This window comes from Paraeggerthella sp., from assembly GCF_048427265.1.
In the GTDB taxonomy this organism is placed as follows: Bacteria; Actinomycetota; Coriobacteriia; order Coriobacteriales; family Eggerthellaceae; genus Paraeggerthella; species Paraeggerthella hominis.
The window spans coordinates 1-19,271 of the sequence record NZ_DBFOSR010000043.1 but is presented as its reverse complement, the minus strand read 5'-3'; the positions used below and the strand labels follow the sequence as shown (position 1 = coordinate 19,271).

Annotated in this window: 19 protein-coding genes; 14 read left to right on the top strand and 5 right to left on the bottom strand. The window is 65.1% G+C overall.

The annotated features are described in order from the left end of the window. Positions 1–24 precede the first annotated feature (24 nt). Positions 25–1,020, bottom strand: coding sequence for a DUF5692 family protein (locus tag ACMNI9_RS04495; RefSeq protein WP_114565806.1), 996 nt, complete (start codon positions 1,018–1,020; stop codon positions 25–27). A 78-nt stretch (positions 1,021–1,098) separates the two neighbouring features. Next, positions 1,099–1,719: a TetR/AcrR family transcriptional regulator gene (locus ACMNI9_RS04490; protein ID WP_418831024.1), complete on the bottom strand. Its 621-nt coding sequence runs from the start codon at positions 1,717–1,719 to the stop codon at positions 1,099–1,101. A 252-nt stretch (positions 1,720–1,971) separates the two neighbouring features. On the opposite strand from ACMNI9_RS04490, the gene ACMNI9_RS04485 reads away from it, so the two are divergent. Genes ACMNI9_RS04485 through ACMNI9_RS04465 form a run of 5 tightly spaced genes read left to right on the top strand, consistent with a single transcriptional unit; the run spans position 1,972 to position 5,930 of the window. Further along, the gene (locus tag ACMNI9_RS04485; protein WP_418831022.1) at positions 1,972–2,178 is read left to right on the top strand and encodes a hypothetical protein; all 207 of its coding nucleotides are present in this window, start codon (positions 1,972–1,974) and stop codon (positions 2,176–2,178) included. Between the two features lie 22 nt (positions 2,179–2,200). Then, positions 2,201–2,770, top strand: a complete 570-nt coding sequence (locus tag ACMNI9_RS04480; protein WP_216528592.1) for a cytochrome c3 family protein — start codon at positions 2,201–2,203, stop codon at positions 2,768–2,770. Between the two features lie 57 nt (positions 2,771–2,827). Further along, entirely contained in the window at positions 2,828–3,319 is a 492-nt protein-coding gene (locus tag ACMNI9_RS04475; protein ID WP_216528591.1) for an FMN-binding protein, read from the top strand. Positions 3,320–3,332: 13 nt separating this feature from the next. After that, complete coding sequence (locus tag ACMNI9_RS04470) at positions 3,333–5,189, top strand: FAD-dependent oxidoreductase (protein WP_114565801.1); 1,857 nt, start codon at positions 3,333–3,335, stop codon at positions 5,187–5,189. Positions 5,190–5,204: 15 nt separating this feature from the next. Continuing rightward, entirely contained in the window at positions 5,205–5,930 is a 726-nt protein-coding gene (locus tag ACMNI9_RS04465) for a hypothetical protein (RefSeq protein WP_418831020.1), read from the top strand. Between the two features lie 33 nt (positions 5,931–5,963). Here the strand turns inward: ACMNI9_RS04465 and ACMNI9_RS04460 are convergent, their stop codons facing one another. Beyond that, positions 5,964–6,908 (bottom strand): MarR family winged helix-turn-helix transcriptional regulator, encoded by a 945-nt coding sequence (locus ACMNI9_RS04460; protein ID WP_418831018.1) that lies wholly within the window; start codon positions 6,906–6,908, stop codon positions 5,964–5,966. A gap of 304 nt (positions 6,909–7,212) precedes the next feature. Here ACMNI9_RS04460 and ACMNI9_RS04455 point away from each other — a divergent pair, with 304 nt between their 5' ends. Genes ACMNI9_RS04455 through ACMNI9_RS04445 form a run of 3 tightly spaced genes read left to right on the top strand, consistent with a single transcriptional unit; the run spans position 7,213 to position 9,642 of the window. After that, positions 7,213–8,910, top strand: a complete 1,698-nt coding sequence (locus tag ACMNI9_RS04455) for an SGNH/GDSL hydrolase family protein (protein ID WP_418831016.1) — start codon at positions 7,213–7,215, stop codon at positions 8,908–8,910. Then, positions 8,907–9,269 carry a hypothetical protein gene (locus tag ACMNI9_RS04450; protein WP_216528587.1) on the top strand — a complete coding sequence of 121 codons (363 nt, stop codon included), beginning with the start codon at positions 8,907–8,909 and terminating at the stop codon, positions 9,267–9,269. The genes ACMNI9_RS04455 and ACMNI9_RS04450 overlap by 4 nt, the downstream gene beginning before the upstream one ends. 4 nt (positions 9,270–9,273) lie before the next feature. After that, positions 9,274–9,642, top strand: coding sequence for a hypothetical protein (locus tag ACMNI9_RS04445; protein ID WP_418831014.1), 369 nt, complete (start codon positions 9,274–9,276; stop codon positions 9,640–9,642). Between the two features lie 40 nt (positions 9,643–9,682). Here the strand turns inward: ACMNI9_RS04445 and ACMNI9_RS04440 are convergent, their stop codons facing one another. Continuing rightward, on the bottom strand, positions 9,683–12,427 hold the full coding sequence (locus ACMNI9_RS04440) for a cation-translocating P-type ATPase (RefSeq protein WP_418831012.1): 2,745 nt from the start codon (positions 12,425–12,427) through the stop codon (positions 9,683–9,685). 347 nt (positions 12,428–12,774) lie between these two features. On the opposite strand from ACMNI9_RS04440, the gene ACMNI9_RS04435 reads away from it, so the two are divergent. The 5 genes from ACMNI9_RS04435 to ACMNI9_RS04415 all read left to right on the top strand — a co-directional run bounded on the left by ACMNI9_RS04435 (position 12,775) and on the right by ACMNI9_RS04415 (position 17,855). Beyond that, positions 12,775–13,806: a phosphotransferase family protein gene (locus ACMNI9_RS04435; protein WP_225749262.1), complete on the top strand. Its 1,032-nt coding sequence runs from the start codon at positions 12,775–12,777 to the stop codon at positions 13,804–13,806. Positions 13,807–13,945: 139 nt separating this feature from the next. Beyond that, positions 13,946–15,238, top strand: coding sequence for an ABC transporter substrate-binding protein (locus tag ACMNI9_RS04430; RefSeq protein WP_225749261.1), 1,293 nt, complete (start codon positions 13,946–13,948; stop codon positions 15,236–15,238). A 5-nt stretch (positions 15,239–15,243) separates the two neighbouring features. After that, positions 15,244–16,119, top strand: coding sequence for an ABC transporter permease (locus tag ACMNI9_RS04425; RefSeq protein ID WP_114565793.1), 876 nt, complete (start codon positions 15,244–15,246; stop codon positions 16,117–16,119). 2 nt (positions 16,120–16,121) lie between these two features. Beyond that, positions 16,122–16,976, top strand: a complete 855-nt coding sequence (locus ACMNI9_RS04420) for an ABC transporter permease (protein WP_216528583.1) — start codon at positions 16,122–16,124, stop codon at positions 16,974–16,976. Between the two features lie 27 nt (positions 16,977–17,003). Beyond that, a complete protein-coding gene (locus ACMNI9_RS04415) occupies positions 17,004–17,855 on the top strand; it encodes an ABC transporter ATP-binding protein (protein WP_418831011.1) in 852 nt (283 codons plus the stop codon). 33 nt (positions 17,856–17,888) lie between these two features. Here the strand turns inward: ACMNI9_RS04415 and ACMNI9_RS04410 are convergent, their stop codons facing one another. Next, a complete protein-coding gene (locus ACMNI9_RS04410) occupies positions 17,889–18,773 on the bottom strand; it encodes a nucleoside hydrolase (RefSeq protein WP_216528581.1) in 885 nt (294 codons plus the stop codon). Between the two features lie 193 nt (positions 18,774–18,966). On the opposite strand from ACMNI9_RS04410, the gene ACMNI9_RS04405 reads away from it, so the two are divergent. Then, positions 18,967–19,271 (top strand): hypothetical protein (locus tag ACMNI9_RS04405; RefSeq protein ID WP_418831010.1); only part of this gene is annotated, 305 nt, incomplete at its 3' end.

The window sequence follows — 19,271 nt, the reverse complement described above, 5'->3', positions numbered from 1 at the left end:
GCAAGCCTTGCGATATGCCAGGCGCTACGCCGTCTGAGCAGGAGCGTCCTCGCGACGAGCCATGGCTTGCTCGTAGTCCTTCGTTCCCACGAAGATCTCGTTGGTGTAGGGGTTTCTGCCAAGCTTCTTGCTGCGGTACGCCACGTACCCCAGCGCGGCCACGTTGGCCGCCAGCGCCAGCACCGATACGACGAGGTTCACGTTCGGGTCGTTCACGGACTGCACGGCGAACACGCTGTCGTCCAGGAACAGCGGGAAGCACTGCGCGAACATGCACCAGATGGCCAGCGTGAACGCGCGGTTCTGGATCCAGCCGCCCTTGTTCCACAGCATCGCCGCCACGGTGGGAGCCAGAAGCAGCGCCAGGCCGCAGTACCAGGAGTGCGTGGGCAGGCAGTTGTAGGTGTAGCAGAAGTTCCAGATGTCGTAGGAGATGATGAACACCCAGGTCATGTCAGGCCACAGCATGTCCTGCTTCTTCTTGGACACGTAGATGCCGAACCAACCGGTCATGACGAAGATGTTCAAGATGCCCGCGATGCCGTTGAACACGTTGTGCCAGCCGCCGTAGAGCGTGACGCCCTCGGTGGACACCCACGTGGTGCCCCAGGCGCGAATGGCGCTTTCGAAGTCGCTCACCACGGCGATCAGAATGTTGATGGCCACGATGACGAATGGGAAGCACTTGAACCAATGCGACTTGCCGATCTTTCCCCATTTGTACTTGAGTGCCATGAAGCCGATGCAGCCGATGGTTGCCGCGTACAGCTTCGCGTAGTGGAACCAGCTGTTCATGTACAGATGCGTGGGGTTGTCGAGCGCCCACTGAGCGCCTGACATGGCGCCGATGGTGATGGCGATGAAGTACGCCGTCAGCCCTGCGGGCAGGATCAGGAAGCAGAACACGCCTCCCGCCTTGGAACGACGCGCCACTTCGTTGACCAGGATCAGGCAGATGAACACCATCGCCCAGCCGAGCCATTGGTACACGGCGTTCTCGCCGTACACTTGGAACAACATGGAACCCTCCTTCTTTCGGGTATGCTTCGCACAGGTCGCCTTTCGACCTGTTTCTTCCGGTATACGCGCCGCTTGGCGCTATTCGGTATCGTCGGTTTCGGGACGCCCTCTGTCCATGTGGAGCGTTTGCACGATAAGGTCTTTCAGCACTTCGTCGTCAGCGTCGGGGTGCGTTCGCAGGTAGCCCACGATTCCCAAGATAAGGACGTAGAACGTTTCGTAGACGTGGTTGATGCGCACGCGATGGCGCGCGCTGTAGTCCTGCACCGTGGTCTCTACAATGTAGGTGGCTATGCGGTCGGCCACGCGGTTCACGAAGTCGATGTAGAGCGCCGCGTTCTCGCGCGAGGCGAGCGAACGGCGGAAGGCGTCGTGCTCGAACACGCCTAGGCGCATGAGCTTGACCACGCTCGAAAGGGCGTGCTCGATGTCGCCCGTGCGTCGCTGGGCGTTCCAATAATGGGTGGCTTCGATGAAATCGGCAACGTAGTCGTCAAGCACCGCCGACGTCACGGCCTCTTTGTCGGGGAAGTAGTGATAGAACAGCGAGCGCGTCACGCCCACGCGATCCGTAATGTCCTGGACGGACGTTTTGGAGAGCCCGCGCTCTTCGTAGAGCGCCCGAGCGGCTGCCACGATGTCCGCGCGGCGCGTAGCCGACGGCGCGCTTCGTGCTGCCTTGTCGTTCGCGGTGCCCATGGTTCCCTCCTTGCCGACGGTCGTTCTTCGCGCTTGCCTGCTTTCGCTAAGCCGCTTGCAAAGGCGATGGTGTCGATCCCCTGATGAGCGCAGCATACGCCCATCATTGACGGATCGTCAATTAACACTTTTCGCAAAGCGTCAATAAGGCCCGCCTGCGGAAGGAGCCAGCGCGGAAGGCGCGCTGCATGGGAGAGCGCGTCGTGAGTGTGCGAGTTGCATGGTGCGCGACCTGCACGGAAGGGGCGCTGCATGGGAGAGCGCTCTATGCGACGTATCGGTTACGCGGAAGGGGCGTCGTACGGCGCGACCGCCGCATTGCCACAAGCGCCCCGCGTCCTCGCCGCTTTCGTTGACGAAACGATTCCGCTCGTCAACGGCGGGTTTCGCCGCGCTCGCAAAGATGCTAGCATGCGCTCCATAAAGTTCATTAGTGAAACGAAAAAGATACAACAATGAACTAAAGGGAAAAGGAGGGGCCATGGAGGGAAACGAGCCGAGCGAGAAGCGCTCCGAAAAGAGGAAATGGCCGATCGTGGCGGCGGTGGTCGCGATTACGGCGGTTGCCGCGGGAGGGGGCTTTTGGGTGTGGCACGAGCAGCCCGGCTTCTGTAACGCGATCTGCCACGATCCGATGGACGCGTACGTGGAGGGCTACTATCACGACGAAACGCTGCTGGCGAACGCGCACGAGCGAGCGAACGCGACCTGTCTGGAATGCCACGAGGCGAAGATCGATCAACAGGTGGCCGAAGGCGTGGCCTGGGTATCCGGCGATTTCGAAACGGACGAGGCGGGCCGCATCACGCGGACGGGCGTCACCGCCGACAAGGGCATGTGCGCGCAGAGCGGTTGCCATGATTGGGAGAGCGTCGTGGCCGCAACGCAGGATTGGGGAGGCCGGGCGGGCGTGAACCCGCATCGCTCGCATCAGGGGGAGGCCATCGATTGCAGCAACTGCCATGGCGTCCACGAAGCTTCCCAGATGTACTGCAATACCTGCCATGACTACGAAATTCCCGTCGGATGGAACGACGCTTCGAAGCGTTAGGGGCTGGACCGGGAACGCGGTTTCGATCGCCGTTCCCGAAGACCGAGGAGGGTGCGTATGAAGAAGACGGCTGTGGCTGCGGGATGCGCTGCGGCGCTGACGCTGGGCCTTACGGGGTGCGGCGCGGGGTTCGAGGGATCAGGATCGAAAGATGCGGCGAGCGCCGAGCAGCTGGCGCTGCGCACGGACGATCCGTGGGCGGCGCAGGTGACGGTCGATCCTGCGAAAAAGGCTGAAGGAACGCTGCACGACGGCGTGTACACCGGCACGGGCAAGGGCATGGACGGTTTGGTGACGGTGACGCTTTTGGTTCAGGACAACCGCTTGACCTGCATAGAAACAACGCAGGAAGGCGAAACGCAAAGCGTCGGCGGCTTTGAGGCCATCCGCGACGGCAAGTACGCGGCCCTGATCGACGCGGCGCAGGGCGCCGACATCGACGCTGTGAGCGGGGCTACCATCACCACTGCCGGCGTCAAGCAGGCGGTCGAGGACGCCCTTGCGCAAGCGGAAACAGGCGCAGGCGCTGCCGTCTCTGCGGGAAACTAGGGAGGGGATTGCGATGAAGGAGCATAACGGACGCAGCGCGGAGGGAATGTCGCGCCGCGCGTTCCTGACGGGCGCGGCGGCGGTCGTGGGCGGCACGGCGGCTGCGGCGGTCATGCCCGCAGCCGCGGCGCATGCGGTGCCGGCGGGAGTCATCGGCGATTGGGCAGCCGACGGGTCGAAGAACGTTCAGGTTCCCGACAGCGCGGCGACGAACGCCTCGTGGGAGGACGGCACGTATCGCGAGCATAACGCGGCAGCGTTTCCCGCAGACGACGCAACGCCCATTCCGCCGCGCGCGGTGCCGCAGAAGTGGGACTACGAATGCGATATCTGCGTGGTGGGCGCGGGCGGCGGCGGCCTGAACGCGGCGGCGCGCGCAGCCGAGCTGGGCGCGAAGACCATCTGCGTCGAGGCCATGGGATTGCACGGCGGCAACGCACAATCGGCCGGCATGTGCGGGATCTTGGGCGGCTACAGCGGGCAGGACGAGAAGCGCTTCGCCTTCCCGTCCTATCCTTTTGATCCGAAGGCCCTGACCGATTGGGCCATGGACGAGTATCACTATGCGGCCGATCCCAAGCTCATCTACAAGCTTGCCTGCGAGGGCGGCAAGAGTCTGGACTGGATGGCGGACTGCGGCGTGCGGTGGCGCTTGGGCGAGGTTCCCGTGTACGTGGCGCCGAAGAACTCGACGCTCGACCATCACGTGCTCAAGATGAAAGACGCCACGGACGCCATGTTCAGCTACGGGCAGCGCAAGGGCGTCGAGTACAAGTTCCAGTGCCCGGCGGTGGCGCTCGTGCGCGATGCGGGCGGTCGTATCGTGGGCCTGGTGGCCAAGGAGGACTTCGAGCGCGAGGTGTACATCCACGCGTCTCGCGCAGTCATTCTCACGGCGGGCGGTTTCTGCAACAACAAGGCGCTTCTGGAGAAGTACATTCCCACGGCGGCCATGGGCTGCGCGTCAAGCTACCTGGTGGGCGGCGAAACGGGCGAGTGCTTCCGCATGGGGTTGGGCGCGGGTGCCGACGTGTCCGGGTTCAACAGCTCCGCCAGCTTCGACGGCGGCGTGGACTGGCAGGCCGAAGGCGGGCAGTGGGCGCGCTTCCTCTACGACGGCATGACGCAGCTGTCGCGCCAGCCGTGGCTGACCATCGATCGCTGCGGCAACCGTTTGCGCTACCTGGACAGCCGCGTGGCCGAGGACGGCGCGAACGCCATCTACGCCTTGGGCGATCTGGCCACCATCCAGATGACGCCTCCGGGGCATCGCTCCTACATCATCTTCGACGCGAACTACGAGGATCACCTGGCGGGCTTCGCGCAGGAGCATTGCCGCAAGCTCATCACGCCCGACCTTGAGCAGATCGACAAGGTGCCCGAGCACTACCGCGACTGGCACCACGGCGTGCAGGACGCCATCGACGCCGACGTGTTGAAGAAGCGCGACACGTTGGAAGAGCTCGAACGCGATCTGGGGTTGGCCGAAGGCGTTCTGACCGAGGCCGTGGAAAAGTGGAACGCGTGCTGCGAGAAGGGCGAGGACGATTACCTGTACCCGATGCCTCCCGAATGGCTGCACGCCGTCAAGGAGCCGCCGTTCTACGGGTGCCGCATCGGCGGCAACCTGTACGGCACGAAAGCGGGCTTGCTGATCAACGAGGACATGCAGGTTATGGGCACCGATGGGCGGCCCATCGAGGGCCTGTACGCCGGGTGGCACACCGCCGGAGGGGCTTGCGGCGAGAACAGCTACGTGGGCGACCCTATCCTGGGTTCGCTCATGGGCGACGTCGGACTGGCGTTTTGCGGCGGATACCTGTGCGGCACCTCTGCGGTGGAGCACGAGATGACCGGCGCAGGCGCGTAAGGGAGGGGATGCGAGATGAAAGAGCAACTGAAGGGCATGGCCCGTCCGTACGCGATGCTGTTCCTGATGGCGCTGGCCGTGGCAGTTGTCGGGAGGATCGGTCTGGCCGCCATGGACCTGTCCGGCGCGCTGGCTTACGACTACATATCGGCTTCCGGGGTTCCCATCTTGGACGTGGTGTGCTCCATCCTGACGGGATCGGCCTTCATGGCGTTTCTGTTCCTGGCCTCGCTTGCGATGGTGCTGTCCACGGCCGGGGTCGCGTTGCACGGCCTGCTGTTCGCGCGCGGCGTGCCGGGCGCCGGCAGGCCGGCGACCGCGTTTCTGTGGGGCTGGGCTACGGCGCTTGCGGCCGTCGTGTGCCTGTTCGTCGTGCTTTCGGGAATCCTGTCGGGCGTGCAAGTGCATTCCATGAGCTCGAAGCTGCCGGCGCTGCCGGTGCTGGTAGCCGCGCTCGTCGTGTGGGCTGCGTTCATCGGCACGCTGCTCGGCGCCGCGTCGATGGTGGTGTGCGCGTGCCTGGCGCGTGCTCGGAACGAGAAGCGCGCAGGTTGGAACCTTGTGGCGGCCACGGCGGGCTGTGGCTTTGCGGTCATGGTGCTGGCGGTGGGCACGTTTTCCGCCATCAACGCGGCGAGCATCAACGTGGGCGTCGTGGGAATGTGGCTTGCTGTCGACGTCGTGGTGAACCTGGGAATGCTGTTCGGCGCGTCCGCGTTGCTGAAGAAGGCGCGCGCGTAGGCGGGCGCTGCGACGCCGGCGGGCCCCGGCGTCTTACTCGAGAGGTTGCAGGAGGCCGAGCGCTGCTTTGCGCTCGGCCTCCTTGCGCGCTTGCATATCGGCGATGACGACGCGCCAGGCGCGGGCGAGCGCGCGACGCTGATGGTCGTCGAGGCGGCTCCACAGCTGCGTGCGCGCAAGGAGGCCGATGGTGCGCACGATGATCTTCTGCTGGCGCAGGCCCTGAGGCGTAGCGGCCGCGAACACGGCTTTGCGGTCGTGCGGGCTTGCCAGCCGTTGCGCCCATGCATGCCCGACAAGTCCGTCTACCGCCCGCGCGACGGCTACGGGCGTCATCTGCAGCTGCGTGGCAAGGTCGCCGATGCGCAAGGGCTCGTTCACCTCGCCAAGGCGCTGCAGCACGCGACATTCGCTGAGCGACGCGCCGCATGCGGTGCGCAGGGCGTCTTCCATCCCGCGTTTCACCAGTTCAAGCGATACGAGTGCGCGCGATGCAGCGTAGCGCGACGACGCATCGCCGCCCAGCGGCGGGTCGATGCTCGCGCCGGCGGCTATGGACGCTTCAAGGATGGCGCGGTGAACCGCATCCTCGGTTGGAAACAGCGCGTACAGGCGCTCCACGATGGCCTCGTTCGCTTCGGCCACATGGCGAACGCCCGCCTCGGTGATGCACGCGGTGCGCACGCGCGCATCGGCCTTGCCGCCGCTTCGCGTGGCAAAACCGGCGTCTACGAGCACGTTCATAGCTTGGGTCACCACGTTGGGCTTGAGCGCGAGCAGCTTGCCGAGGCTCGACTGGGTTGCGCCCGTCGTCCGGGCGGCCAAAAGCTTCACGAGCACGCGGTACTGGGTCACGCTGAGGTTGCTTGCTTGCGCCAGGCCGCTTTTGAGCGCGCGATGGGTAAGGTCGAAAGCGACGAAGAACGTCGAATCGAGCTTCAGATCGTCTTCGTCGTGCGCGCCCGCGGCGGTGGCCATGCTGCTCCCCGTTCGTTGTAATTGTTTCAGTAGTGAAACAATAGTAGCCCTTCTCGGGGCTGCATGGCAGGATGACGGCTCGGTCGCGCAAACTCTCCACGCGCCGCCGTTCGCCGCTCGACCGTCGGCTTTCGTGCCGTCGGTCCCCGCTTCCTGCCACCGCGCTTGCGTGCCGCATGCGCGCACGCCATACTCATGCTGTCGCAGTGGCGCTTGATGCGCTGGAATGCTGATCAGACGGCGTCCCAGCGCCGGAACCGGCATTCGCAAGCGATTCGTTCGAACTCGAAGAAAGAGCGAGGGAATGGCTGGAAGATCGATCATGCCGGGTGCGCGCCGCATCGCGGCGGGAATCCTGGCGGCGACGCTCGTGCTCGCGCTCTGCCCGTTGCAGGCGTTCGCGGCGGGGGGCACCGTCGTGCACAAGAAGTCGGGCATGGACATGTCGTACACGATCGTGCGCGACGCGGGTGCCGCGCAAGGCGCGGTCGTGCTGGCCGGACTGCCGGAGGGAGCTGCGGGCATCGTCGCGGTCCCCGTCTCCATCATGGTGATGGAAGCATGGGAGGATCCCGCCACCTACGCGGTGGAGGGCATCGCGGCGGGCGCCTTCAGCGGCGCGGCGGCCGCATCGGGCGCGGTGGATCGCATCGACATCGAGGGCGTCGTGGATGTGGACCCCGCCGCGTTCGCAGGACTCGCGGACACGACGACGTTCACCGTGCGCAATGCGGAGATGGTCGAACGGCTTGCGGCCGCGGGCATCGCGAAGGAGCGCATAGCCTGCGCGCCGCTGCTCACGAAGTACGTGGCGTTCGGCGACAACATCGCCGCCGGCTACGCGCTGTCCGAATACGATAACAGCGACCAGTGCTACGATCAGGAACCCACGCCCTCCGACGCGTTCGTGTCGCTGGTGGGCGCGCACTTCGCCGACGCGTTCGGCCCGTCGGTGACGGACAACCTGGCTGCTTCGGGCTGGACGAGCACGCAGCTGCTCGACGCGCTGCAGGCAGGCGCCTACGACGCGGCGCTTGCCGATGCGACCGCGGTGAGCGTGACTATCGGCTCGAACGACCTGCTGGGGCGGTTCATCGAGATCATCGCCGAGGCGCTCGAGCCCATCAGCGATCTAAGCGATGCGGATGTAGCGCAGATAGAGGCGGCGATCGCCGACGAAGGTGCGGCGGGTCCGGACGCAGCCGCGCTGGCGGCGGATGCTGGCGACGCGCTCGTTTCGGACGCGGGCGACGCGCTCGTCGCCGTGCGTCTCGACCCTGTCAAAGAGCTGCTCGAGAAGGTGTCGGCCGCCATCGAGCGCATCAACGCGGCCCTTGTCGCCGACCCTGAGCTGCTCGCCGCCTGCGAGACGTTCGCGACGACGAACCAGCCGGCCATCTTGGATGCCGTCCACGCCCGCGCGCCGCGCGCCCAGGTGTATTGGACCACGTTGTACAATCCGTTCTACGGCCAGGTGCTCGACGTGCGCACGCTGTTCTCCAAGCTGGCCGCGCATGTGGATCCCGACCTGCCCCTGTCCATCGACCTCGGCAGCGCCGGCGCGCGCTACATCGAGATCATGAACGAGGCGTTCGTCCGGAACACGGAAGGCTACGCCGCCGTGAACCTGTACGAGCCGTTCAACAATCCCGGCTTGACGAACGTCTCCATCGGGCGCGCCGCCGACGGCTCGATCTCGTTCAACGTCGACCCGCATCCGAACCATGACGGCCATGCGCTCATCGCCGAGCTGGTGAACGGGGTCGTTGATGCGACCTACGCGCCGGGTGCGCCCGATCCCGCTCCGGTCGTACCCGATCCTGCGCCGATCGTGCCCGTTCCCGAGCCGACCGAGCCGACCGAGCCCGTGCCCGCTCCCCAGCGCCTCGCGTCCACGGGCGACGGGGCTCCGGGAGCCCTCGCTGTCGTTGCGTGTCTTATGGCGACCGGCGCTCTAGGAGCGTGCGCGGCGCGCCGCAAGCGCGAAGGATGCCGTCGATGAGCAGGCCGGCGACCGCTGCGGACACCGCCCGCGCAGTGCTGCGCCGCGTTCGCGACGCGCTCACGCCCGACCGCCTGCTGGCGGCGCTGTGCCTGGTCGTGGCGCTGGGCATGGCGGCGCCGTGGGCGCGGGTCCCCGTGGCGGAGCTTATCGGGCGCGAGGTGTCCTACTCGGTGCCCGACCTGCTGGCGGTGGGGCAGCTGACGGTTGAGCGCGCCCAGTCGCTCGAGGATCTGCTCGAGCAAGCGCGCGGCATCGCCGAACGTGCGGCGGGTATCGTCGACCGGGCCCAGGATGCGGCGGAGCGCGCCCAGGATGCGGTCGAGCGCGTGTCGACCGCGTTGGACGAGAGGGGGTAGGGCCGTGGACATCGAGCTTATCCGAACGCTGCTCACAATTGCCCAGGTGCTCTGGATCGTCATGGCGTTGCTGCTGGTCGCAGCCGCTGTTGCCCTGCTCGTGCGCGCGAGGGCGCGCTACGGGCTGCTGATCGCCTCCTGCTCGTGCGCGGCGGCGTTCTCGCTCGCCTGGATCGTCCTCGTGCGCGCGGCCGATTCGTTCGCCCTCGGCACCGTGATGGACATGCTGGGGCCGTGGGTCGTGCTCGTGGTCCCTCGCGTGGTGGAGCCGGGCATCTGGCCGTGGATCGTCCTCGCGTGCTCCCTTGCGGGCATCGCGTTCGGCGTCCTGGGAGTCCGCCGAACGCGCGCGCAGCTGGGGCCGCGCATCTAGCGTTGCGCGAGGATGCCGTCGACGAGCTTGCTCCGCGCGGTTAGCTCTTTGCGCGCCAGCGGCCGATGGCTTTCGCGATCTCGGTCTGCACGACCGAAAGGAGGGCGAAGCCGCCGACGAGCGCCCACTGCGATGCGTTCATGGAAGTGCCGCCGAATGCCTCGATGATGGGCGGCACCAGCAGCACGATCATCATGAGGGCGAAGCTTGCGCCCACAGCCCAGGCAAGCTGCGGGTTGCGCGTTTCGCCGCGGTCCCAAACGGGGTCGGTGGTGGAGCGCTGGTTGAGCGCGCGCAGCACCTGCGAGAAGGCCAGCGTGCCGAAGGCCATGGTGCAGCCGAGCGCGTCCCCTCCCGCTTCGCGGCCGATAGCGAACGCGGCCAAGGCCAAGACGGCGATGAACACGCCCTGGAACCCCACGCGGCGCGCGAGCTTTGCGTCGAGCAGGTTGTTCGCGCGCATGGGCGGGTGCTCCATGATGTGGCGGCTGGCAGGCTCTACGCCCAGGGCCAGCGCCGGAAGCGACGCCGTTGCCAGGTTCACCCACAGGATCATGACGGCGGTCAGCGGGGCGTTCCAGTTGAGGGCAAGCGCCGTCAGCAGCACGATGATCTGGGCGACGTTGTCGGCGACCAGAAACGCTACCACCTTCTGGATGTTGCGGAACACGCGACGGCCCTCGCGCACCGCGTAGACGATGGTGGTGAAGCGGTCGTCCATGAGGATCATGTCCGAAGCGTCCTTGGCCACGTCGGTTCCGGTGATGCCCATGGCAACGCCGATGTCGGCGGCCTTGAGCGCGGGAGCGTCGTTCACGCCGTCGCCCGTCATGGCGGTGACCTCGCCGCCATGCTGAAGCGCGCGCACGATGCGCAGCTTGTGCAAAGGCGACACGCGGGCGAATATCGAAGCGTGCTTGACGGCTTCGTCAAGGGCCTCGTCGTCCATGCGGTCGAGCTCCTCGCCCGTAACCACGAGGTCTCCCGGCCGATGGATGCCCAGGTCGCGCCCGATGGCGCGTGCCGTGGCGGCGTGGTCTCCCGTGATCATGACGGTGCGCACGCCTGCGGTTCGGCATGTTTCGACCGCGTGCCGAACGTCCGGTCGGGGCGGATCCATCATGCCCACGATGCCGATCAGCACCAGGTCGCGTTCGATGTCGTCGTCTTCGTCCGGCGCGCCCGCAAGCGCGCGGGTTGCGAAGGCCAGCACCCGCAACGCCTCGTCGGAGAGCGTTTGGGCCAGCGCGAGGGCATGCTCGCGGTCTTCGTCGGTAAGGGGACGGGGGCCGTCCTGGTCAAGCAGGTAGGCGCAACGCGGCAGCATCGAATCGAGCGCGCCCTTCACGGACACGACGGCCTGTCCCTCGCGGTCGTTCACCGTGGACATGCGCTTGCGGTCGGAATCGAAGGGGCGTTCGGCAAGGCGCGGGTACGCGGCGCGCAGCTCTCCCGGATCGATGCCGCCGTCGCGCGCGAGCAGAAGCAGCGCGCCTTCGGTGGGGTCTCCGATCACCGTGTCGCCGACGGCTTCCGATTCCGCAGGGGAGAGCACCGCGTCGTTGCAGAGCACGGCGGTGAACGCAAGGTGCTCGAAGAGGCGGGCGTGCTTCTCGCGTGCTTGCTCGGGGTCGAGCTGGCGTTTTCGAGCAAGGTCGGGCCCAAGGGCCACGCGCACCACGTTCATGCGGTTCTCGGTGAGCGTGCCGGTCTTGTCCGTGCAGATGACGGTAGCGCCGCCCAGCGTTTCAACGGCGGGCAAACGCCTGACCAGGGCTTCGTGCTGCGCCATGCGCTGAACTCCCAGCGCCATGGTCACGGTTGCCGTGGCAGGCAGGCTTTCCGGTATCACCGATATGGCCAGCGACACGGCCAGCAGCAACAGGGGAGCGAGCGGTCGCCCGTAAGCTAGGCCGATGGCGATCACGGCCAGCGCGGCTACCACGCCCACGATGGTGAGGCCCTTGCCGAAGGAGGCGAGCTTGCGCTTGATGGGCGTGTCCAGGCCGTCGCTTTCCTCGAGCATGCCGGCGATGCGCCCCACTTCGGTGTTCATGCCGGTCGCCACCACCACGCCTTCGCCGCGCCCCGCCGTGACGATGGCCGTGGCGAAGGCCATGTTGGCGCGATCTCCCAAGGGGGCTCCGGGAAGCGCTTCGGATGCGGCGTTCTTGTCCGTCGGCACCGATTCCCCGGTTAAGGCAGCCTCTTGCATGCGCAGTCCCGCCGTGCTGGTCAGCCTCAGGTCGGCCGGGGCCATGCTGCCGTCCCCGAGCAGCACGAGGTCTCCGGGCACCAGGTCGCGCGCAGGCACGACGGTCTCGATGCCGCCGCGCATGACGCGGGCTTCCGGCGCGCTCAGGCTGCGCAGCGCCTCCAGCGACGATTGCGCTTTCTGCTCCTGCACGATGCCGATGACGGCGTTGACCACCACGATGGCCGCGATGATTCCGGCTTCGACCCATTCCTGCAACAGGGCGGAAAGCGCGGCTGCGGTCAAGAGGATGAGGATCATGGGGTCCGACAGCTGCTCGCGTACCATGTTCGCCAACGTGCGCGGAGGCTTGGCGTTGAGTTCGTTTGGGCCGAATTCGGCCAACCGGTCATGCGCCGTGGAGGGCGACAGGCCGTCGGGGAAGGTGTCGAGCTCCTTGATGGCCTGTTCGCGCGACATGGCGTGCCAGGCGTGCTGCGCGACGTTTTGACGTTCCTCGGCGTTCTTGGCCGCGCGGATGCGAGCGGCGCTGTGCTGCTCGCGGCGCTTCGGTGGTTGATGGTTGCTCATAGGACCCCTTCGTCGTGGCGGTTGCGGTTCGCGGCCGTCGGGAATCGTTCGGCGGTGTTTCGTTCACCATAATCGGGCAAGCTCGTTGCTCGCCGAACCGTCATCTGCCGGTAGCCGAACCATTACCATCCTCGAACAAGGGGCATGATCGTCTTTTCGCAACGGCCAGTGCGCTACAATGACGAATCCGGTGAATTCTTGCCAAGGAGCTTTGCTCGGCTGCCGTATGCCGGTTGTCGCTCAAGCGCCATGCTCCTTGGTAGATAAACTATGCAAATACTAGACAGTATCCAATAAATCACATAGTCTGATATATATCTTGCCGATCATGCTTGCTAGGGGGCGCAATGCACGGAATGGACGAAGCTTGCCGCTATCTTCGCGCGTCGCATGCGCTGCGCGAGGCGCTGGATATCCCTCGCGGCGCTTCGCTTGCCGCGATTCCTTTGGGAAACGGGGAGCATAATGCGAATTTCGCCTTCGACCACCCGGTGACGGGCGCGCGCTACGTGCTGCGCATGAACTATGCGAGCCAGTTGGGCTTGCGGGAGCAGGCGTCGTACGAGCACGGTGCCCTGCGCGCCCTTGCCGTATCCGGCCGCACGCCGAGCGCCGTCTACGTCGATGAAACCCGAAGCGTCGTGGACAGGGGCGTTCAGGTCATCGGGTTCTGCGCGGGGCGCCTGCTCGATCTCGAGCGCGACGACGATCTTTCGAAGGCAGCGAAAAGCCTGGCCGACGTTCATAGCGTTTCCGTTCCCGACGAATGCACGCTGATCAGGCCGAGAAACCCGTTGGCGGAGATCAGGGACGAGAGCCTGCGCATGTACCGGGTTTACGCCGGGTCGAGGTTCGTCGATGCGCACGTGGCGCGCGAGATCGAGGACCTTCTTGCAACGTGCGATCGCGTGGTGGAAGCGCACGAGGGCGACCCGATGCGCTCGCACATCGTGAACACCGAGTGCATCGCGGCCCATTTCCTGATTCCCGAAGCGGGCGACTTCGCCTACGTGGTCGACTGGGAAAAGCCGATCGTGGGCGACGCCGCGCAGGACGTGGCGTTCTTCGTGGCTCCCACCACGACGTTCTGGGACAGCGATATCGTGTTCGACGATGCGCGCCGCGATCTGTTCGTGCGCGCTTACATCGATTCCGTGGATGGGCGCTTCCCGACGGAGGGGTTCGTCGAGCGGTTCTTCGCTTACCTTACCCTCACGTGCTTGCGGGGCGTTACCTGGTGCGCTATGGCGCAGGTTGAATACCACGATCCCAACCGGCCTTTGAAGAACGACAAGACGTTTCGCAAGATTCAAGCGTATCTGTCGGACGGCTTCTTCGCGCAGTTGAAACGCCAAGCGTTTTTGAAGCGGTCCGCGTAAGAGCGCTGCACGATGCGCGCCGCTGAGCGATCTGGTTCGCACATATACTAGCGATGATCTACTATTAGATATATACTACTAGTGTACGGTTGATGAATCTCATGATCGTATCATGATGGCACAAGGGGAAGGAATCGGTATGGACAAGGTTGCGCAGCAGATGTACTCTCGCCGTCGTTTCTTGGCGTTGGGAGCGACGGCGGGGTTGACGATCGCGTGCGGCGGGGCGCTCGCGGGATGCTCGGGCGCTTCGGGCGGGGGATCCGACGCGGGCGCCGCCGCAGCTTCGATCGACTACGCTGATTGGAACGCGGTCCTGGAAGAAGCGAAGGGCCAGACGGTTTCCTGGTACGGATGGGGCGGCAGCGAGCCTCGCAACACGTGGATCGAGAAGGTTCTAACGCCGCGGCTGAAAGAGCGGTACGATATCACGCTCGACCTGGTCGGCATGGACATCAACGACATCCTCACGCAGCTTTCGGGCGAGATGCAGGCAGGCGTGAGCGAGGGGACCATCGACTTCATCTGGATCAACGGCGAGAACTTCTACTCCACGAAGAAGAACGGGTACCTGTGGGGCCCGTTCTGCGAGTACCTTCCCAATTTCAACGAGTACTGCGACAAAGACGCTGCCGACAACGCGTACGACTTCGGCAGCCCTACCGAAGGGTTCGAGGCTCCGTACGCCAAAGCGCAGATGCATCTGTGGATCGATTCGGCTTCCCATCCGAACCCGCCGAGGACCCTGCAGGAATTCACGGCGTTTTGCAAAGAGAACCCCGGCAAGGTGACGTATCCTCAGCCGGGCGATTTTACGGGAACGGGATTCATCGAGTGCCTGATTGCGGGCGTCGTCGGCAAAGACGAGTTCGAAAAGCTCTCGCGCATGACCGACCCGACGACTGAAGAAGTGAAGGCCATCGTCGATCCCGGACTGGAATACCTGCGCTCGCTCAACCCGTACTTATGGAACCAGGGCGCAACGTTCCCGGCGGATTCCGCAACGGTTCGGTCCATGTTCGCCGACGGCGAGCTGGTTTTGGGCATGGGCTACGGAAGCCCCCAGTCCGACGTCGACAACGGGGCCCTTCCGAAGACCGTCAAGCCGTTTCTGCTGGACACGGGAACCGTGGGCAACACGAACTTCATGGCCATTGCGCAAAACGCTCCCCACAAGGCGGCGGCATTGGTGGCTATCAACGAGGTCATGAGCCCGAAGATGCAGCTCGACCAGTACAAGGAGCTGGGAAACATCAGCGTGCTCGACATGGAGAAGCTGCCGGCTGAAGATCGGGCGGCCTTCGAGGGAATCGAGCTGAAGGGCAGCGAGCTTGCGTTGGACGAGCTGCTGGGCGCGCGCGTTGCCGAGGCCGCAGGTCCGGTGGTTCCCCTTATCGAGCAGCTGTGGCTCGACGAGGTTGTAGGGAAGTAGTCGTCATGCCGCTGCCCCGTACCATAAGAAGACGGTTGGTTCCGTACGTGCTTGCGCTTCCCGCGGCCGTGCTGCTCGCCGTCTTCTTTTACGGGGTGGCGAACGGGGTGCTGCAGGGGTTCGGGATCATGCCGTTTCTCGGTCGCACGGATTTCACCTTGGATTACTACGTGCAGGTGTTCGCTCGGTCGGACTTGAAGGACTCCGTTTCGTACAGCCTGTACCTAGCGGCGGTGTCCTCGGTGCTGGCCGTCGTGGGCGGCGTGGCTTTGGCCGGGTTCATGACGAGAGCCCGATCGGGCCGGTTCGTTCGGCTGGTCGGCATTCGCCTGCCGCTGATGGTCATGCACGCTCTGGTTGCCTTGGCGGTGATCTGCCTGTTCGCGGGCTCGGGCCTCGTTCCGCGGCTCATGTGCTGGCTCGGCCTGGCTCAAGATCCGGGATCCGTCGTTTCGGTGGTGGGCGCTTCGTCGGGCTGGGGGATCATCGCGGTGTACCTGTGGAAGGAAGTGCCTTTCGTCGCGTTTTGCACGGCTTCCATCATGATGAACATAAGCTCGTCGCTCGGCGAGGCGTCGTCTACGCTGGGCGCGGGGCCGTTGCGATCGTTTTTCGAGGTGACCCTGCCCTTGTGCAAAGGTGCGGTGGCGAAGGCGTTTTTGGTGGTGTTCGCATTCGCGTTCGGATCCTACGAGGTTCCGTTCTTGCTCGGGCCGACGCTTCCCAAGGCGCTTCCGGTGCTCGCCTACATAGAGTTCCAAGATCCCGACATCCTCAATCGCTGCTACGCGATGGCGTTGAACGGCGTGATGGCTCTGATCTGCACGGTGCTCGCCGTCGCGTACTTCGCCATCGTGCAGCGCGAGCGGAAGGAGCGGTGAGCATGGCGTCTATCGGCACGCCGAAGCCAAGCAAGCGAGCTTCTGCAGCGCGGCAGGGCAGGTTGTCCAAGGTGTTCGTCGCCGTGCACGCGGCGATCGTCTTGCTGCCCATCGCGGTGGTGGCCCTGTGGGCCTTCGCCGACAGCTGGGCCTGGCCCCACCTGCTGCCTCAATCGTTTTCCCTAAGAGGCGTGGAGCTGGTTTTGTCGGAGGGCCGCGACACGGGGCTTTCGATGATGGTCCAAAGCGTGCTCATCGCCTTGGCCGCGGCAGTGCTGACCACGCTCGTCGCAGCGTTGGCGGCGCGCGCCGTCAGCTGCTACGAATGGGCGGGGCGCAAGGCGTTCAGCTTCGGGCTCGTCACGCCGTTTCTCATACCGACGACGGTGTTCGCCATGGGCGTGCAGGTGCTGTTCATCAAGGCGGGCATCGCGCGAACGGTTCCGGGGGTGGTTTTGGCCCACGCCATCGTTGCGCTGCCGTATTCCGCCGTCATCATGATGGATATGACCGACGCGGTGGGTACGCGGCTCGAGGACGCGGCCAAAGCGCTGGGGGCGTCTCCGTTGAAGGCGGTGCGGCGTGTGACCCTTCCGGCCTTGCTTCCGGGTATCGTGTCGTCGCTGTCCATGGCGTACATCATGTCGTTTTCCCAGTACTTCCTCACGTTGCTGATCGGCGGCGGCGCGGTGAGGACGCTTGCCGTGGTAATGTTTCCCTACCTTTCGGGAGGCGATCGAACCATTGCCGCGGCGTACGGGCTTGTGTTCATCGCTTCGACGTTCGCCGTGTTTCTTTTCTTCGAATGGCTGATGAGGCGGTTTGGCATGCGCGAGGACGGCGAGCTGTACGGGTGATAAGGCAACGGGCTACAGGAGGTCTGCATGCACCTTTCTCTTGATGGAATCGGGCTTTCCCTGGGAGGCAAGTCGATACTGGACGACGTTTCCTTCTCGGTTTCCAACGGGGAGTTCGTGTCGCTTCTGGGGGAGTCGGGCGCAGGGAAGTCGACTATTCTGAAGATCGTCTCGGGGCTGATGCCCCAGGATTGCGGAACGGTTTCCTTCGACGGCGAAATCGTCGACGACCTGCCCTCGCATAAACGCCGCGCAGCCATCGTGTTCCAGGATATTCGCCTGTTTCCCAACATGAGCGTGCGCGACAACGTGGCGTTCGCGCTGAAGATGCAGGGGGCGTCCAAGCCCCAGCGCCGCCGCGAGGCCGAAGAGCTTTTGCGGGCGGTTCGCTTGGAGGGCATGGGCGACCGGCGGACGAACCAGCTTTCGGGCGGGCAGCAGCAGCGTGTGGCGTTGGCCCGCGCCCTGGCGGGCAAGCCTCGGGTGCTTTTGCTGGACGAGCCGTTCAGCGGCCTTGACGAGCAGCTGCGCGACGAAATGCGCGCGCTTGTCCTGGAGCTTCATCGACGCTTCGACATGACCTCGGTCATGGTGACGCACGATGCGCAGGAGGCGCTGGTCATGAGCGATCGGGTGATCTACGTGAGCGAGGGCCGGGTGCTGCAAGACGCTCCTCCCTCGGAGGTCTTGCTGGCTCCTGCGAACGAGACGGTGGAGGGGTGCTTCAGGGGATCGTCGGCCATCGAAGGAACGGTGTCCGACGGCACGTTTCGCGCGGGAAGGCTCGCGATTCCCGCGCCGGATGTTTCGGACGGTGCGGCCGTGCTGGTGTGCGTTGCCGGATGCGCGCCCTTCGTGCATGCCGTGACGAAGGATTGATCCGCGCCGTTCGCTCGAGCGAAGGCGTCCCCCTTACAACCCCAGGCGCGCCAAGGCTCTCTCCCATGAGAGGAAAGCGTTTTCCTTGAATGCCTCCGGATCGATTATCCGCGGAACGCCGATGGACGCTCGAGGTGCGGTTGCCCGTGCGCTCTCGAGGTAGCCGACGGAGAGGAACGCGGCGTTGAGCGACACGTCTTGCCGTTGCTGGTCGAAGAGGTCCGGTTGGGCCAGGTAGGCGGCGGCCACAAGGTCCCAGCAGGTGAAGCCGTCCAGCCCGTACGCGTTCTCCATGGTGGAGAGCCAAGGGTCGCACGTGCGCGCGATCCACGAGTCGCCGCCGAATCGCGCCAGGAAGTCGTTACGGGAAAAGGTCGCCGGCAGGCAGTTCTGCGACGTGGCGATGCTGACCGGCGTCGGCGACGACAGTACCTCGAGCGTTGCCTGGGGGTCGCAGGAGAGGTTGAGCTCGTTCATGATGCGTCCGTTGATGACCAGGCTTTCCGTGACTCCTCCCATGAGCACCGTTTCGCGCAGGTTTCCGAAAAAGCCGGGGTCGATGCGCGCGGCCCCTTTCAGGTTCGTTAGCGATCCTAGCGCTAGAACGCTCAATGCGCCCCGGTCGTCCACCGCCGCTTGCGCAAGGAAGCGCGATGCTTCGCTTGTTTCGTCGAGGGGGTTCGCGCAGCCTTTCAGAATGGGCACGTCAAAGCTCCATTCCGCGAAGAGGCGCGTCGTGTTCTCGTGCACGACGTCGATGGACGAGTTCCCGTACGCGGTGCATGCGGCTTCGACCCGGACCGCATCGGGGTTGCCGAGCAGGTAGAGGAGGGCAAGGCCGTCGTCGACGTCGCATCGGGGCACCCCCATGGTGTTGTCGAAGTCGACGATGACGCGTTTCGGCGTTAGTGCGCTCATGACGTTCCTCTCTGGCAGCACGTGCGGCTTGGGCATGAAGAGCATTGTGAAATACTAGATCATATCTTATACTTGCAACAGTCTATAGTAAAGGGGCGGGGCTGCGACGGTGTTCGCAGCCCTTGCTGCTCGGACGTCGCGCGGCTTGCCGCGGGAGGCGGTTCGGGCGCAGACCGTGGGGGGGCGGATCTCGATGGGCGATATCGTGTTCGATCGGTTGGAGCGCGCGTTTTCGGCGTGCTCGGGTTGCGGGGCCTGCGTCGACCGCTGCGAGGTTCTGGGCGATGCCGGGATCTCGTCGTTGCGGGATCTGATCGAGCCGTTCAGAGGGGAGCCGTCCCTTGACGCGGTGCGCAGCGTGCCGGAGCTTGCGCTTGCGGTCAGGCGCTGCTGCATGTGCGGTTCCTGCACGTGCTCCTGCCCGACGGACGTCGACGCCCGCAGCGTTCTTGCGAGCTTGCGCGAAGTGCTCGCCCGCGTTGGCGCGACCACCATGGA